Below are 17,034 nucleotides of genomic sequence, written 5' to 3'. Positions count from 1 at the left end.
ACGCACATCGTGTAGTCTGACGGTTTCCTTGGGAACATGACAAGATGAACAACCAGTCCCCGGCCGCCGAGACGCTGCCCTATCTGTCGTCGGCGGTTCTCGATCGCCTGGCGATCTCCACGCCTGACATAGTCGACGAGATCGAGCGCCAGATCGTCGGCCAGCGGCGGGGCGAAGTCTGGTGCGCGCCGAAGGCCGCCGTGTGGCCGGGCGACGACCGCTACATCATGGCCACGCTCGGCGTCGCCTCCGTGCCACCAGTGCTGGCCACCAAGTCGCTGGTGGTGAATCCCCGCAACGCAAAGCGCGGACTGGCCACGATCAATTCGCTGATCACGCTGCTCGATGCCGAGACGGGTCTGCCGCTGGCCCTGGTCGACGGCAATTGGGTGACGGCCAAGCGTACGGCGGGCCTGAGCGCCGTCGCCGCCAGGCGCATGGCCAGCAGCGATGCGTCCTCCGTCGCCTTCATCGGCTGCGGGGTGCAATCGCGTGGCCATTTAGAGGCCTTCGCCAACCTCTTCCCCCTGCGCGAAATCCGCGCCTTCGGTCGCGGCAAGAGCAATCGCGACGCACTTTGCGAAATGGCGCGGTCGCGTGGCCTCCAAGCCATCCCCAGCGACACGGCACGGGCAGCCGTGGAGGGCGCCGACATCGTGGTGACGACCGTGACCCTGGTGCCCGAACCCGAACCGTTCCTCGACGCCAACTGGCTGAAACCGGGAAGCTTCACCACCATCACCGACCTCGCACTGCCCTGGCTGCCCGCAACCATGCGCCGCTTCGACCGCATCGTCGTCGACGATCTGGAGCAGGAAAAGCAGATGCCCAAACCCATGGTCGACCCAGCGCTGGTCGCCGGCGACCTGACGGGCCTGGTCTGCGGCGACTTTGCGGGGCGCCAGAGCCCAGGCGAGGCCACGGCGTTCGTGTTCCGGGGCATGGCCGTGGGCGACCTCGCGGTGGCCGGGCTGGCGTATATGCGCGCGCAGGCGGCGGGGGTGGTGTAGGGCAAGGTTGCGGGAACGGCCGCGAGGTCGGCGCGATGGAAGGCCTGCCATCAACCGGAAAACGACCGCATGGCCCAGCGCCTGGAAGCGGGCACGCTCGCGGCCTTGGCGGAGAAGGATGCGGTGGCCAGGCGGAGCTGCTGCGCTCGATGCTGGAAGGCGTGGCGGGGGATGCGATGCTGGCGGGCAAGCGCGAGATCGAGACTGGCGACCTTCGCCTATCCTGAATGGCTGCTTAGCGCCTCATCCCAGTCATTCGATCGCCGGATCTCGAATTCCGGGAGCTGCCACTCGCCGATCCAAGCGCTGGCTATGGAAATGGGCCAGCGGCGCGCTCCGCCCTCGGTGAAGACAGGCTCCCAGTCGATCCATGCCGTCCAAAATCGATCGCACTTGTGTTTACGCGCCATCAAAGTCATCATCGGCGGCCCCCATCTAGCCTGTCCGGCCGCGAAAAATGCAAGTATTGGAAGCTCAGCAGGAAGTTGCTTCTGACGCTCAAGCGCCAGTCCTGACACCGTCTTGGCCATCCGTTCCATCGCGCTGGCGGGTTCGCGCGGTCGCGGTTGGCTGTGCCATCGTGATCGTTGGCTTGATGACAACGTTGACGACGTTCAACTCGCCATTGGCTGCGCTTCTCCTCGACCGGCAAGCTTACAGCATCTTCCCGTTTCCGTTCACAATTCAAACGTTCATTTATATCGGGCTCGCCTGGGCGCTTGGCGACCTTTATATTCGTTGGCGCTCGGCACAACGCGAGCGGGTCTTTCTCAAAGCTGGTTTCCTGCCGGAAGACGACTCGACAGTACTTCTGATTGATGACCTTGGTCCCATTCGCAAGCGTGTTGCTGGCCTGCACGAGGATGGCAGCGGCTTCCTTCCCTATTTGGTTGAGATCGCGATCCTGCAACTCCAGGCAAGTCATTCCGTCGATCAAGCGATGAATGTCTTGACCAATTCACTCTCCCTGATGGGTGACCGTGTCGACCTTCGATATCAAATGATCCGCTATCTGGCTTGGCTCATTCCAACGATTGGCTTTATCGGGACGGTCATCGGCCTTTCGCTTGCACTCCACTTGATCAATCCCGCCAACATCGATCTCGGGCTTGTTGTTGGCGGGTTGTCGGTCTCGTTTTACACGACGCTCATTGCTCTACTCGCCAGCGCCGTCCTCGCCTTCGTACAGCACTCGGTGCAGGAGCATGAGGAAATCGCATTGAACGAGGCCGGGCAGTACTGTCTCAAGAATCTGTTGAACAGGATCTATGTCGAACCTGCGGCGAGGGGCGCACTGTAATGCGACGCCGGCGTCGCCACTCCGAGGCTGGCGAAGTCGCGCTCATGGCCGTAATCACAAAGGCGATGGGCGCCTTTCTGATACTGATGATCTTCGGCTTCAAGTACTATGCCGAGGATACCGCGGCCAGCCATGAGGCGGGCGATGCCATCAGCCAATTGGAGCAGACCAGGAAGGCTCTTGGCGCCGCCGAGCAGGCCTTGCAGCAAGCGGGCATTCCGCAGGCGGATGTCGAGACCCTGAAGCGCGAACTTGCTCCCGCCAGAGCGGCGCTCGCCGAAGCGCAGACGTTGATTTCGCAACTGAAGACGCGATTGGATCAAAGGGCGTCACAGATAAACCGTCTGTCCCAGGAGAAGGCGGAGCTGAACGCGACGATCGAGCGCCTCCGCAACGAGGCGGAACCGCTCAAGAACAAGGTCGCCGACCTATCAAAGGAGGTCGAGGATCTCCGTGCAAGGTTGCAGGCCGAAGTCGCAAGGAACGCCGAGCTTGATGCCAGGATCAAGGCGCTTCTCGACCAGGTCGACAAGCTGACGAACGATTTGGCCGACCGTGATCGTCAGATTGAAACGCTGGTGGCCGCCGCACAGGAACGTGACCGGCAGATCGCCGCCCTGCAAGGGCAGGTTGAGCAACTCAACATCGACAAGCGGAAAGCCGAGGCGAGGCTCGAAGCCTCTGTTGCCGAGAATACCGCACTCAAACAAGCCATTCAGCCGCTCAAGCAGCAGGAGCGGCTTATGCAGAACATGCTGACATTCACGTTCCTGGTCGGCGCTTGTCCCGGGCTAAGTCCATCCTTCTATATTGGCCACACTCCGGCCGGCAATGACCCTGCCGTCGACCGGACTGCTCAGGGCCGGACAAGGACGTCAGACGGAGTCCTCACAAGTAACCTCGATGGTGGCACGACCTCTCTTCGTTTCGCGAATTGGGACGTCGGCGACCTAAAGGCGGGTGACGTGCTTACGGTTTATGGGAAGCTCTTGAACGCACGGCCAGATGCGCTGCATGATCGCCTCAGCCAATCGGACAAGCAGTGCCAAGTCTCAATCACCATCACACCCGGGCCGGCCACCCGGATAGACAGGACGATCGGGGCTCAAACGGTTTTCCTTCTTGAAAGCGAACCTTTTGCTATTCTCAACAAGATCCGGTTCCAACCGGACGGTATCGTGCTGCTTCCGATCGAAGCGGCGGAGCGGGCGGCCTTTCAAAAGTCGATTGCCGCCGCGCCCTGTGCCGGCTTGTCGTGCGGCTGGGCGTCGTCCGAGGCGAAACCCCATTTGCGAGAGGGGTTTGTCAACCGCTTTCTTCCCCTGTTAGCGCCGCCAAACCTGGTCAAGGATACTTCGGAGACGAACACGATACGTGCCTTTCTCGATGATCTCGGCGGCAGACTGGAGAAGGGAGAGATCTCCCTGGCGGCGGCCACCGATTGGGTTTCCTTCATCCAGACCTCGTCGCGCAAAAGTTTCAAACAGCAACCGGTTCCAGCCGGTCCTTTTGAGCGCTGGGCGTTCCGGTTAAGAGAGGCCGGTGCGCCCGAGAGTGTCATCGCCGAGATCCGTCGGCGAGTCGCCGAGGGCTGGTTCAGCGCCGACAAGCTGCCATTGTGGCTGTCCCAACAAGGTATTGACGCGAAGGATTTGCCCGACGGTGCGCGGGTCCGCAAGACGCTCAGTGCTCTCGATGTCGATGTCGCCATCCAGGATGAACTCGCGTCGATGGTCGATTCCGGCAACGCCCGACCGGAGGAAGCGATCATCCTCGGTCAGATGCTGGCAAATCAGGGTGATGTCCAGGCGGCGAATCGCCTCGAGCGAGCCGCTTCCGAGGCCGGACTCAGTGACAGTTTGAGCGCGAAGCTTCGACACCAGGTCGCGCTCGGACTAACGAGCGAGAGCAACCTTAACGCTATACTGAGAGCGATTGGCACAAGGCAGTATCGAGACCACGAGCGATGACGGCAAAGCGCTACGTCCGGTGTGACCAAGGTCACGTTTTCGACGCCAGTTTGCTGGAGGCTTGTCCTCGCTGTGCGCAGCTTCGACCACTGGCGCCAAAGACGCCGCCGCTGGCCGAAGAGGTCGTTGTCTCCCAACCGACGGTCAAACAGGTTACCAAGAGCCGGATCGGTCCGGCCGCGATCGCTGGCGGCGTAGGGATGCTGGCCCTTGCAAGCCTTGGTGCGCACGACGCCTACAGCTCCTGCACCGACAGATGGATATTGCGAACCGCGTGCGAGGTGGCGTCCACCGAGCCACATGGCGCACCAGCCACCGCGAAGCCGGAACCACCGACCAGCCAGGATGATCACGCGGGCTCGGTCCCGAAGGACGTATCAACGGACACACCTCGCCCCAACGACACATCGCACCCGGTTGAAAGTAAGCCGACCGAAGAGGCTGGCCGGAAAGTCCAGGATAACGCGCCGAAGGCCGGGCCGGGAGCGGTTGCCGATGCCGACGAGAGCCAAAGGCTGGCACTGCAACAAGAAGCAGCCAAGAAAGCAGCCGAGGACCTCAGCCGGCAACAGCAGGCGGACCGTCTCGAGCGGTTTCTCCGGCTCAGCCCTGCCGTCGTGGCCGCGGCACGAAACGCGCTTGCTCCTGTCGCTCCGGGCGACGCGGATCCGGCCTTGGATGCGCTCAGCCAGAATCCATTCGCCGAAACTCAATTGCATTTATCCAAGGCCCTTCGCCATACGCTCGCCGGCACCCGGTCACTGAGCGCCTATCGGCGAGGCGACATCGCGACGGCTCGACGATATCTGACCGTTCTCGCGGCCGATGAGACAATCGATTCAGGGCGACCGGATTTCTTGTCGCAATTCGGACTTGGCTATATCGAGGCCCGCAAATCGACCGACCCCAACGATTATCAGGATGGAGCCCGTCGAATCCTGAGGGCGGGGCAGTTGGGTTCCAGCGACGCCATCGCTGAGCTGGCGAACGACGCCAAGCTTGCTGACGCAGCGGGGGCAAGCGCTCCAGACTTAAGCGCTATGCTGGAGACGGCGGCGGTCCAGGATCCATCTAAATTCGATATGCTCTTCACCAAACGTGGTCTCGACATGACCTTGGCCAAGCAGCGCCGAGCCAACTTCTTTGCTGCAACCGCGGCGAAGAACTGGACAGCAATTTCCGATGTCTACCTTGCAATTGGAGACCGCAAGGCACCTGCCATCGACAGCGCGCTTGCTCTCGCGCTGCTGCAGGCTCCGTCATTCAAGGGGCCCTATGATCGCCTCCCGGTCGGCGCTTTGACTTCTGCCTTGGGGCTGATCCCCGAGGGCCAGCAAATGGTAGCGTTCATCTGCGAGCGCGGGCTGGCTGGCGTGACGCCAGACGGGCCAAACGCCGCTGTTTGGCTGATATTGTCGCTCGCCGGCAAAGCACCGGATGACAAGGCCTTCACCTCCGCTCGGGAAAGCTACAAACGCGTAAGGCAAGGCTTGAACGAAGGACAGCGAGAATTGGTGAACCAACTCGCCACCGAGTTCGGTGTGCCATGACCTTCTTCATTTGCAACCGCCCGATAGCGCGAGCTCGCCGCCACTGGGCTTCAGCAATTGTCGCAGGCGTCCTAGGGGCGGCCGGACCCGCGAACCCATCGCCGACGCAGGACGCACCGTCATCGTTGACTGATGCTGGAGCCGGGTCGGCGCTCGTTGTCGATGCGGATCGCAGCGCGCGGATCGAAGCGATCGTGCGATCACAACACCGAGCCCGCTTCCAGCCCGTCCCGCCGGATTTCCGGGGATGGGCATCGGGCGTCTCTCCCGATCCCGTGAAGCTTCCAGCGATCGCGGCGAGCCTTGCGGCGGCAGGAGCTGGACCAGACGCGCTGGGGTTGCTTTTGCGGCTTTTCGCGGAGCAGACGCCAAGCGACACCGATCGCGTGGCGCTGCTCGAGCAAGCCTTCGTGCTTGGCCAGCCGTCGGCTGCACTTTCACTTTCCATACAATGGTTTCGAGGCAGCGAAGCGGATCGAAATGGTCGCGCCTATGCGATGGCGCTGGCAGCCGCGGAACGCGGCGTGCCGCTCGGCGACATCGTGGCGATGGACGTCGCGATCGCCGCTTCACCGGCCGTTGCGCCGCTACAGCAAAGCGTGGCGCGCGCCTATGCCGGATTGCCGGATTTCACATCGGGAGGAGACGATCCGGCGGTATCCCTCATCACCGGGATCAGGCTTGGCGCAGCCGACGCCCTCGGGCGCGCGAGCGCCATGAAGATCGAGGTGCAGCATCTTCCCTCTCCTTCATATCAACTTTGCTCGATCTTGCATAAAGGCGACACCTCCGTCGTCGACGAACTCGGTCGCCGCGCGGCGAACCAGGATATGGTCGCGGACCTTTGTTTTGTTGAAGGTGTGCTCTCTGGTGGAAAGCCGATAGGAGCCGCGAAGGTAGCGGCGTGGCCGCGGCCTCTTCTCGGCTGGCTGCTCGAGCGCGTCGCTCGTGGTGCATTGCCTCCTGCTCAGGAAGGTGAGGTCAGCTATTTGATTGGCCATTGGCTGGCCGTAGGCACCCTCGGCGGTCCAAAACCCGCCGAAGCAGCAATCTGGTTCCTGCGAGCTGGGCAAATGGCGCCGCTAAGCGCCCCCATACCGGATGAGCTTCTCCCGGCCGGTCGCTATGCGGACGCAATCGCGGCATTGCCAAAGGCGATCCGAACACCCGTCGTCGCATCGTTGGAGCCACTACGGGCGCGCATTTTTCCTGACACCGCACCGCCGGCGCCAGATCCCTCGCGCCGCGCTTTCGTAGGCTTGAAGATCCATAAAATTGGTGACGCGTTGTCACGCGCACTTGGAATGAGTGGCCCCGACGGCGTCGTGGTCGATGGCTACTCGGCTGGCAGCCCCGCACGTGCATCGGGCGTCGAGGTAGGCGATGTGATCACGAGCTTTGACAACAAGCCCGCGGCGACGACCAAGGAGTTTGTCGACTCCGTGGCCTCCGCGGAACCCGGTCACGACTATCTGGTCGCTCTCATCAGAGGAGGCGAGCGCATGAGCATCTCGGTACGGCCCGCAACGCCGCCACATGACTGACGAGGCGACGAGATGAGAAGACGGTACCACACGTTCTTTTCGCCCCGGCAGGGATGCCCAACCCCTGCCCCGACCAATAGGGATTTCGGACATACCGATCCTAAATGCGTGCGAAGGAGTTGGGTCCAGAGATTTCGCCTGGCATTCCAGCGCTTTCACCGAACGGCTGCGCTCGCGTCGATCGACAAGGCAGGTTGGGTGATCATCATCGGATTGCTGCTTGGCACTTTGCAGGCGTCCGGCGCCTCGGATGGGCTGCCCTTGCTCCTTGATGACTTTCAGGTAGGCGATACGCTCTGGGGTCAATTCGACGGCATTCTGGAGATTGGGAACGGCGAGTTGAGGCTCACGCCTCCGCCAAACACCAGTTCAGGGGTGACGCATGTCCAACGAAACTTCGGCGACGTCGAATTCTTCGCAAGGGTTCGAACAATCAGCACACCTGATTTGGCGACAAGTGGCGCGGGGCTGACATTCTGGGGCCAGGATCCGCAGAATTTCTATCTCTTTGTCGTAACGTCCAGCGGTTACGTGACAGCCTATAGAAACCGCAATGGCCAGTGGAGTGAAGTGCTGCCGATGAAGAATGTGAAGGCAGCAAAGGCCGGAATCGGCGCCTCGAATCTCATTGGCGTTGCCACTCACGGAGTTGAGGCGATTTTCTACGTCAATGGTTCGCAGGTCGGTTCGATTCGAGGCGATATACCGTCGTCAGGACCGAGCTACATCGGCTTCCATGCCGTGTCATCGCCATTCGGCAGCGCGGTTTTTGGCTTCACCGAACTCAGCGTGCTCTTGCCGAATAGCGTTACGGAGGGAAGTATTTTCGATGGGCTGCTGAGGTTGGGGAAAGTCGGGCTGGCGCCTGAGGGATTTATTGTTACGTCGGTCAAATTCGATCTCAGTCCGCAATATGGCACCGCCGAGATCGTGACATCCCTGCAGGCAAATCAGGACAACATCACCGGTGAACTCACCTACCGCTTTTACCCAACCGAAGCCGAGGCCGCAGCCTACGTTGGCAACGACACCTCTCAACCCTATGCGGATGAAGTTCAACGCCCTGGTGAACTGTACACACAGGGGCACTCGCAATTTGAGGGTGATGACAGGCTGTTCCAATGGATTTGGCGGATGTCGCCAGATCAGCAAGCCGAGTGGGCCCGCTCCGTGTCGCGTTCAGGCAGTCTCGTCGTAATCGCGACCCTGGTCGCTCCAAGGCTACACGTCGGAGTGAACGACGATATTCGCCCAGCGACACTCGAGGGCACAGTCCGGCTTAACAACAGTGGGCTGGGCATGGCGGACAAAATCGAAGCCAGCCTTCCAAGACCATGACGCTTGCCGCGGACTTACGTTGGATAGGTCCAAGGCAATACTTCCGGGCAGCGAACACCTGGCCGATCTTGCCGAGAGACCCGATGCTCGATACACGATCTCTCTAGGTGTTGAGCGGCGGGCAGTGAAATTTGAATGTTTCGGCGGAACGGCCGCTTCTTGCTCGCACTATCTGGACAACAGACTGTCTGCTTGCGGCCCCTACCAAGACGTGCGAGACCTTGATGCCAAACAGTGGCGTACCTGCCCCCTACCCCCCAGCCAACCTCGGCAGCAAAAAAATCTCCGCCCCCGCTGGCAGCTCCTTGCTCCACGTGTCCCGATAGATCGTCCCGTCGATCGCCACGGCAATGCCGCGGTCGATCCACGGCTCGAAGCCGGGATACTGTTCAGCCAGTTTCCTGAACAGTTCCCTGATGTCCTTGGCCTCGACCTCGACCTTGCTCTTGCCACCGGCAAGCTGGCCGAGGGCGCCCCAAAGGGTGACTTCGACCACTGGCCCGAAACTCCGCCCTACTCTCCCCGTTCCGCCTCGATCGCCGCCAGGATGCGTGGCGGCGACATCGGGATGTGGGTCATGCGCACGCCCGCCGCGTTCGACACCGCGTTGGCGATCGCCGCCAGCGGCGGCACGATCGAGGTTTCGCCGACGCCGCGCACGCCATAGGGGTGGTTGGGGTTGGGGATTTCCAGGATCTGCGTGTCGATCATCGGCAGGTCGGAGCAGACCGGGATGCGGTAGTCGAGGAAGCCGGCGTTCTGCAGCCTTCCGTCCTTGCCGTAAATATACTCCTCGTTGAGCGCCCAGCCGATGCCTTGCGCGGCACCGCCCTGGTACTGGCCCTCGACATAGGTCGGGTGCACCGCCTTGCCGGCATCCTGCACCACCGTGTAGCGGATGACCCGGGTCGAGCCGGTCTCGGGGTCGACCTCGATGTCGCATATATGGGTGGCGAAGGAGACGCCGGCGCCGTCGGCGACAAGCTCGCTGTGGCCGGCGATCGGCCCGCCGGTCTTGCCGGACTGCAGCGCGATCTCCTTCAGCGACAGCTTGCCGAGATTGCCGTGCTTCTCGCCCTTGGCGACCGCGTGGCCCTGTTCCCAGACGACATCGTCGACGGAAATGTCCCACATCTGCGCGGCGCGCTCACGCAGAATCTTGATCGCGTTGCGGGCGGCCGAGATGGTCGCCATGGAGGAGGAGAAGGTGCCGCGGCTGCCATCGGTCATGTCGTTGTAGCCGAGGGAAGACGTGTCGGCGACCACCGCCTTGAGCTGGGCATAGTCGATGCCGAGCTCCTCCGCCGCCACCAGCGACAGCGAGGCGCGGGAACCGCCGACATCCACCGTGCCGACGGCGAGCGACACCGAGCCGTCCATGCCGATGTTGAGGTCCACGCAGGTCTGGCCGCCGAAATTGAACCAGAAGCCGCAGGCCATGCCCCTGCCCTGGTTCTTCTTCAGCGGCGCCTTCATGTGCGGATGGTTCTTCACCGCCTCCAGCGTCGGGCCGATGCCGATCGGCCCGTAGACCGGGCCGTAGGACGAGCGCGTGCCTTCCTGCGCGGCGTTCTTGATGCGGAAGTCGACCGGATCCATGCCGAGCTCCTTGGCGAGCTCGTCGACGGCGCTTTCCACCGCGAACGCCGCCATCGGCGCCGACGGCGCGCGATAGGCCGCGGTCTTCGGCCGGTTGACCAGCACTTCGTAGCCGACGGTCTTGACGTTATCGAGCTTGTAGCAGGCGAACGCCGTCATGGCGCCGATCTCGGCCCAGGAGCCGGCATAGGGGCCGGCGCTGTAGCGCAGCGTCGCTTCGGCGGCGGTGATGGTGCCGTCCTTGCGGGCGCCGATCTTGACGTCGATCGAGGTGGCGCTGGTCGGGCCCGACGCGCGGAACACCTCGTCGCGGGTCATCACCAGCTTCACCGGCCGGCCGGCCTTGCGTGACAGCGCAAGCGCCACCGGTTCGGCCCAGACATGGGTCTTGCCGCCGAAACCGCCGCCGATCTCCGACGAGGTGACGCGCAGTTTCGAGGCTTCCATGCCAAGCAATTGCGCGCAATGCTGGCGATAGACGAAATGGCCCTGCGTGCAGACCCAGAGGTCGGCGGTGCCGTCGGACGAGACGCTCGCCACGCAGGCATGCGGCTCGATATAGCCCTGATGCGTCTGCTCGGTCTTGAAGGAGCGCTCGACGATGAAGTCGGCGTGGCCAAAGCCCTGATGGACATCGCCATGGCCAAACTGGCTGCGCTTGGTGACGTTGGAGGGTTTTACCGGCTTTTCCTCCAGCCCTTCGGTGAAGATCGTGTCGTTGATCAGCGGGGCGTGGTGCTGCATCGCCTCGTCGACATCGGTAACATGCGGCAACAGCTCGTAGTCGACCTCGATCAGCTTCAGCGCCTGCCGTGCCGTGCGGGCATCGACGGCGGCGACCGCGGCCACCGCATGGCCGTCATAGAGCGCCTTGGTGCGCGCCATGCAATTGTCGAGGATGTCGTACATGGCGGCATCGCCATCGGTCAGGTCAGGCAGATCGGCAGCGGTGATCACCGCCTTCACGCCGGGAAGCTTTTCGGCCTTCGAGGTGTCGATCTTGCGGATGATGGCGTGCGCATGCGGGCTGCGCAGCACACGTCCGACCAGCTGGCCGGCCATGTTGAAGTCGGCGCCGTAGCGGGCGCGGCCGGTCACCTTGTCGACGCCGTCGGGGCGGATGGGGCGTGTGCCGACGGATGCGAATTTACGCCCGGAAAAACGCGGATCGAAATTCATCTTCAGGCTCCCTTCATCACGATAGCTGCGTCCTGGACGGCGCGCACGATCTTGTCATAGCCGGTGCAGCGGCACAGGTTCCCGGCCAGGCCGAAGCGGATTTCTTCCTCGGTCGGGTCGGGGTTTTTCGCCAGCAGATCCTTGGCCGCGATCAGAAAACCCGGCGTGCAGATGCCGCATTGCAGCGCCGCATGCTCGAGGAATTTCTGCTGCAGCGTGTGCAGCTGGTCGCCCTGCGCCATGCCTTCGACGGTCTCGATGCGCCGGCCTTCGGCCTCGGCGCCGAGCACCAGGCACGAGCAGACCAGCCGGTTGTCGAGGATGATCGAGCAGGCGCCGCAATCGCCGGTGCCGCAGCCTTCCTTGGCGCCGGTCAGCCCGAGCCGGTCGCGCAGCACGTCGAGCAGCGTCTCGTCAGGCTGGCAGAGGTATTCGATGTTGTCGCCGTTGATTGTCGTCGAGACTGCTATACCAGCCATTATTTGCCTCCTGCACGTGCGTAGGCGGTCGTTGCGGCTCTCGTGGCCAGCACACCCGCAACCTTGCGTCTGAAATCGATGGTGCCGCGCTTGTCGTCAATGGGACGGCAGGCGCCGGCGCAGACTTTTGCCAGCCGCTCAAGGGCGGCTTCATCCAGTTTCCTGCCGATAAGCGCCTCGGCGGCCTCTTCGACCAGCAGCACGGTGGGAGCAGCCGCACCCAGCGCCACACGGGCCGCCGTCACGACGCCGGCTCCATCGATCGTCAGGTTCACGCCGGCGCTGACCACGGCGATATCCATCTCGGTGCGCGGAATGAAGCGCAGATAGGCATCGCCCGAATGCGGTGTGCGCTTGTCGAGCAGGATCGCCTCGATGATCTCGCCCTTGACGAGCGAGGTCTTGCCCGGCGCGGTCGGCACGGCCTCCACGGCAATCGTGCGCTTGCCTGAGGGGCCGGCGATCACCGCCCTGGCGCCAGCGGCCACCAGCGCCGGCACGCTGTCGGCGGCCGGCGAGGCGTTGCAGAGATTGCCCACAATGGTGCAGCGTCCCTGCACCTGCTTGGAGCCGATCAGCTTGGCCGCCTCGACCACGCCCGGCCATGCCTTCTTCAGGGCAGCGTTCTCGCCCAGCACGGCGCAGGCGACAGTGGCGCCGATGCTGAAGCCCTCGGCCGTTTCGCGGATCTCGCTCAGACCGGCGATCGACTTGATGTCGATGATCAGGTCGGGTTCGACAAAACCGCCCTTCATCCTCACCAGCAGGTCACTGCCTCCGGCCAGAATGGCTGCTATGCCAGCCGATCCGGCCAATTGGCCAACGGCATCTTCGATTGAAAGCGGACGTATGTAGCGCATCGTCTCCCCTTGAATATCGCGATTTCAGCGACCGTTATAAACAATCGCCTCATAATGGCTATCCGGTTCGTCATTTGCGACGATTGGTCCAGCCGCAGAAAATCGAGTCCCAAATCGGTCTGAACTGCCGTTGCTCTGCTACACAGGCTTGCGGCCGGGTTCCCGAAAAAATTTGAGACCCTATGTCGGACTGGTCAAGCCCCGTTCGTCCTTGGGGCATCGAACAGACATCATGAAAGGACAGCATATGCCCGGTACCGTACGTTTGCACCGCGTTCTCACCACCAGCCCGGAAAAGGTCTATCGCGCCTTCGTCGAAGCCGATGCGCTGGCCAAGTGGCTGCCGCCGAACGGCTTCACTTGCACGGTCGATCACCTCGAGGCCAAGGTCGGCGGCACGTTCAAGATGTCGTTCCGCAACTTCACGACGGGCGGCAGCCATGCCTTCGGCGGCGAGTATCTCGAACTCGTTCCCGGCGAGCGCCTGCGCTACACCGACAGGTTCGACGACCCCAATCTGCCCGGCGAGATCCAGGTGACCGTGATCCTGAAGAAAGTCTCGGTCGGCACCGAAATCGACATCACCCAGGCCGGCATCCCCGACGTCATCCCGGTCGAGGCCTGCTATCTCGGCTGGCAGGAATCGCTGCGAAACCTGGCAAAGCTGGTCGAGCCCGAGATCAATCAATAGGGCGATCCGGGCAGAGCGCCGCGTTTCTGGCCCGCCGAAGTCAGGGAATTTGGACTTGGCGGGTAGAGCCGTTTATCGCTAGCAATTCCATATCGGTTTCTGATGCGCCCGGGCGACCGGGCGTATCGCGAGAAATCCAGTGGAGGCGCAAAGCATGACCCTAACCAACCGGGACATCATCGAGATCACCGAGTGGCGGCGCAAGCTGCACCGGCAGCCGGAAATCTCCAATGAAGAGGAGAAGACGGCGCAAGAAGTCGTCTCCTTCCTCGCCGACACGGCGCCGGACAGGGTGCTGACCGGCCTCGGCGGGCATGGCGTCGCGGCGGTCTACGACAGCGGCAAGGCCGGACCGACCGTGCTGTTCCGTTCCGAGCTCGACGCGCTGCCGATCGAGGAACTGTCAGGCGTGCCGCATGCCTCGCAGGTGCCGGGCAAGTCGCATATGTGCGGCCATGACGGGCACACCGCCATCCTGGCCGCGCTTGGCCGTCAGCTCGGGCGCGAACGGCCAGCCAGCGGCCGCGTCGTGCTGATGTTCCAGCCGGCGGAAGAGACCGGCAATGGCGCCGCCGGCGTCGTCGCCGATCCCCGCTACGGCGAGATCGCGCCCGACTTCGCCTTCTCGCTGCACAATCTGCCCGGCGTGCCGTTCGGCGAGGTCAGGCTCAAGCCCGGCGTGGTCAATTGCGCCTCGCGCGGCATGCGCATCGTGCTGGAGGGCAAGACCGCGCATTCCTCCATGCCCGAGACCGGCATCTCGCCCATGCCGGCGATCTCGGAGCTGATGCCGGCACTGCCCGCGCTCGGCCGCGCCACCTTCGCCGACGACGATTTCTCCATGGTCACCGTCACCCATGCCGAAATGGGCGAAGCCGTGTTCGGCATCGCGCCCGCGCATGCCGAGGTGTGGGCGACGCTGCGCACCCGCCGCGACGAGCGCATGGCCGACCTCTGCGCCGCGGCGCAAGCGCTGGTCAAGGAGATCGCTGCCCGGCATCGCCTTTCCGCCCGCTGGGAGTACCACGAGATCTTCGTCGCCAGCGTCAACGCGCCGGATGCGGTGGAGCATCTGCAGCGCGCCCTCGACGAAGAAGGTGTCGTGCATGGGCAAGAAGCCCTGCCGATGCGCGCCTCGGAAGATTTCGGCCTGTTCGGCCATAGTGCGAAGTCGGCGATGTTTTTCCTCGGCGCAGGCGAACGCCACCCTTCCCTGCACAATCCGGACTATGATTTTCCCGACGATTTGATCCCGATCGGCTCGAAGATCTTCATGCGCACGGCACGCAATCTGCTGGGGTGAGTTCGCCCGCAGTCGTTACGCGGATTTGAGGTACGGGCGTTTTTGCACGCCCCGCTTGGCCTGGTAATTCGCGGCGGGAACGGGACGGCCAACGCGAAAACCCTGGATCTTGTCGATGCCGAACTCGCGCATGAGCGCGATCTGCTCATCGGTTTCCACGCCTTCGACCAGGATCTTGTGACCGCGATTGCGCACCAGCGCAATGATGTCCTGCAGCATCGCCATGCCTTTCGGCGTGCCGCAATCGTGCAGGAACGAGCGGTCGATCTTGACCGTATCGAAATCGATCAGGCGCAGCCACGACAGGCCGGCAAAACCGGTACCGAAATCATCGAGCCATATCTTGATGCCGAGCAGCTTCAGGTCGCTGATGCAGCGCAGAATGTCCGAGTGCATCTCCATCTCGAGACCTTCGGTGATTTCGAAGGCCAGCCTGTTGCCGGTCACGCCGGTCTCGCCCAGGATGGTCGCGACGGACGCGGCAAAGCCTGGCGTCTTGAGCTGGATCGGCGAGACGTTGACGCTGACAACACGCACGTGATCGTCCGCCAGCAGTTCGGCGCAGACCGTCCGGATTGCCCAGCGGCCCAGTTCCAGGATGGCGCCTGTGCGTTCGGCGACGGGGATGAACAGGCTCGGCGGAACCAGCGTTCCGTCCAGCATCTTGAGACGCATCAGCGCCTCTACCGCCTCGACGCGGCCCGACACGACATCCTGAATGGGCTGGTAGACGAGTGAAACGAGGCCCTGGGCGATCGCGATCTTCAGAAGTGCCGCAAGGTTTTCGCTCTCGTCGCTGCTCTGCGGATCGGTCGGGTCGAACAGCCGGACACAGTTGCGGCCGCCGGCCTTGGCCAGATAGAGCGCGCGATCGGCCTCGTGGATGATCTTCTCCAGCTTGGCGCCGGCCTGCGTCCTGGTGAACGCGGCACCCACGCTCGCCGTCACGATCGAGACCCCGTCGCGCCTGAGCTCATGGGTGATCGCCAGGCTCTCCACCGTGCGGCAGATGGCTTCCGCCAGTTCCGTGACCTCTTCCTTCTTGTCCATGCGAGCGAGCACGATGAATTCCTCACCGCCATAGCGCCCGATCGAGCCATTGTAGTTCTTGATCAGATCGCTGAGCGCATTGGCGACATGGATCAGGCAGCGGTCGCCTTCCTGGTGGCCGTAGCAGTCGTTGAACTTCTTGAAGAAGTCGACGTCGATGAGGATCGCCGCGAACTTGCTGCCAAGCTTTTGCCAGTCGCTCCAATAATCGCGCAGCTTCTCGTCGATGGCGCGGCGGTTTTCCAGGCCCGTAAGCGGATCCGTCCGCGACAGTCTGAGCAGCGCCTTGCCTCGTTCGGTGGCTTCCTTGTGCTGGATCTTGGCTTCCAGCGCGTTCAGGAAGACGTTGTAGCGCTCTTCATTCAGCTTCCAGTTCACATAGGAGGTGAAGGTGAAGCACGAAACATAGAAAGTGCCGAATACCATTTTGTACGTCAGCGTGGCAGGTAAGAAATAATTAACCACATACAAGATGAATAAGATTATTGTCGACGTTATAATTGAAACTTTGAAGCTGAATGTGAAGAAAAGATTGGCGCTCATCATGAAAATGGTGCCAAATACCATATAATAGGCGACACTTTCTTTGTTTTCGCCCATGAATGCCGGACAAAGCCAGCCGATATAGCCAAAGATAATGGCTGCAGCGCAGGTCACGTCAAGCCAATCGGTGGCGATTCCCCGACGAAGCTGTGCTTCCAGGACCAGCAGCGCGGTCAGTCCGACCGCAAAGCGCGCCGTGATCGTATAGGCCGCGACGTCAGGGATCAGCAGCAGATCCGATACCGAAAACAACACATAGATGACGACGGCCATCCACAGCCCTGGCCTGGCGTCCGCTCTTCGTTTCGCCTGGGATTCCTTGCGGTAGAGGATGCGCAGCTCGGCCGCGCCCAATTCCTGGCGCGGATCGTACGGTTCGACATCCACCGTATCGGCCAATCTGGATGACGCGCGCTCGTTCACAAAGCCCTGCGAAAGGGGATTTTGTGCTCCGAACCCTTTTCCAAATTCTGCCCCCACGCAGGCCGACTCCTTGGGACGACACCATTGCCGCGACGTAAAATGCAATGGCCCAACACAAGTTTGCGTTAACTCGAACCCGGAATCCGCCCGACAAGTTATCTAATGAGTTGAGATGGTTAGCGGGAAATTAATCAT

At 62.3% G+C, this 17,034-nt stretch carries 13 protein-coding genes; 8 read left to right on the top strand and 5 right to left on the bottom strand.

The features are described 5' to 3' along the window. Positions 1–44: 44 nt before the first annotated feature. From AC56QX_RS15405 to AC56QX_RS15380, 6 genes are all read left to right on the top strand, one after another. A complete protein-coding gene (locus AC56QX_RS15405) occupies positions 45–1,010 on the top strand; it encodes an ornithine cyclodeaminase family protein (RefSeq protein WP_497117097.1) in 966 nt (321 codons plus the stop codon). A gap of 457 nt (positions 1,011–1,467) precedes the next feature. Next, positions 1,468–2,310: a MotA/TolQ/ExbB proton channel family protein gene (locus tag AC56QX_RS15400; protein ID WP_497117096.1), complete on the top strand. Its 843-nt coding sequence runs from the start codon at positions 1,468–1,470 to the stop codon at positions 2,308–2,310. A gap of 44 nt (positions 2,311–2,354) precedes the next feature. Next, the gene (locus tag AC56QX_RS15395; protein ID WP_497117095.1) at positions 2,355–4,280 is read left to right on the top strand and encodes a hypothetical protein; all 1,926 of its coding nucleotides are present in this window, start codon (positions 2,355–2,357) and stop codon (positions 4,278–4,280) included. Continuing rightward, on the top strand, positions 4,277–5,830 hold the full coding sequence (locus AC56QX_RS15390; protein WP_497117094.1) for a hypothetical protein: 1,554 nt from the start codon (positions 4,277–4,279) through the stop codon (positions 5,828–5,830). The genes AC56QX_RS15395 and AC56QX_RS15390 overlap by 4 nt, the downstream gene beginning before the upstream one ends. A gap of 125 nt (positions 5,831–5,955) precedes the next feature. Beyond that, entirely contained in the window at positions 5,956–7,374 is a 1,419-nt protein-coding gene (locus AC56QX_RS15385) for a PDZ domain-containing protein (protein ID WP_497117093.1), read from the top strand. Positions 7,375–7,572: 198 nt separating this feature from the next. After that, positions 7,573–8,712, top strand: coding sequence for a LamG-like jellyroll fold domain-containing protein (locus AC56QX_RS15380; RefSeq protein ID WP_497117092.1), 1,140 nt, complete (start codon positions 7,573–7,575; stop codon positions 8,710–8,712). 250 nt (positions 8,713–8,962) lie between these two features. On the opposite strand, the gene AC56QX_RS15375 is transcribed toward AC56QX_RS15380, so the two are convergent. The 4 genes from AC56QX_RS15375 to AC56QX_RS15360 are packed head-to-tail and all read right to left on the bottom strand — an operon-like array spanning position 8,963 to position 12,829. Continuing rightward, entirely contained in the window at positions 8,963–9,208 is a 246-nt protein-coding gene (locus tag AC56QX_RS15375; RefSeq protein ID WP_497117091.1) for a MoaD/ThiS family protein, read from the bottom strand. 17 nt (positions 9,209–9,225) lie between these two features. Continuing rightward, the gene (locus AC56QX_RS15370; protein ID WP_497117090.1) at positions 9,226–11,490 is read right to left on the bottom strand and encodes a xanthine dehydrogenase family protein molybdopterin-binding subunit; all 2,265 of its coding nucleotides are present in this window, start codon (positions 11,488–11,490) and stop codon (positions 9,226–9,228) included. Positions 11,491–11,492: 2 nt separating this feature from the next. Then, positions 11,493–11,969 carry a (2Fe-2S)-binding protein gene (locus tag AC56QX_RS15365; RefSeq protein ID WP_497117089.1) on the bottom strand — a complete coding sequence of 159 codons (477 nt, stop codon included), beginning with the start codon at positions 11,967–11,969 and terminating at the stop codon, positions 11,493–11,495. Further along, entirely contained in the window at positions 11,969–12,829 is an 861-nt protein-coding gene (locus tag AC56QX_RS15360) for an FAD binding domain-containing protein (protein ID WP_497117088.1), read from the bottom strand. Before AC56QX_RS15360 ends, AC56QX_RS15365 begins: the two co-directional genes overlap by 1 nt. Positions 12,830–13,076: 247 nt before the next feature. Between AC56QX_RS15360 and AC56QX_RS15355 the strand changes: the two genes are divergently transcribed. Beyond that, positions 13,077–13,520 carry an SRPBCC family protein gene (locus AC56QX_RS15355; RefSeq protein WP_027044406.1) on the top strand — a complete coding sequence of 148 codons (444 nt, stop codon included), beginning with the start codon at positions 13,077–13,079 and terminating at the stop codon, positions 13,518–13,520. A 154-nt stretch (positions 13,521–13,674) separates the two neighbouring features. Further along, complete coding sequence (locus AC56QX_RS15350; protein WP_497117086.1) at positions 13,675–14,823, top strand: amidohydrolase; 1,149 nt, start codon at positions 13,675–13,677, stop codon at positions 14,821–14,823. Positions 14,824–14,838: 15 nt separating this feature from the next. Here the strand turns inward: AC56QX_RS15350 and AC56QX_RS15345 are convergent, their stop codons facing one another. Continuing rightward, complete coding sequence (locus AC56QX_RS15345; RefSeq protein WP_497117084.1) at positions 14,839–16,839, bottom strand: putative bifunctional diguanylate cyclase/phosphodiesterase; 2,001 nt, start codon at positions 16,837–16,839, stop codon at positions 14,839–14,841. Between the last annotated feature and the right edge of the window lie 195 nt (positions 16,840–17,034).

The organism is Mesorhizobium sp. RCAM 06353, from assembly GCF_059683585.1.
Note: the sequence above shows the minus strand (reverse complement) of the source record. Positions and strands in the feature narration are given on the sequence as shown.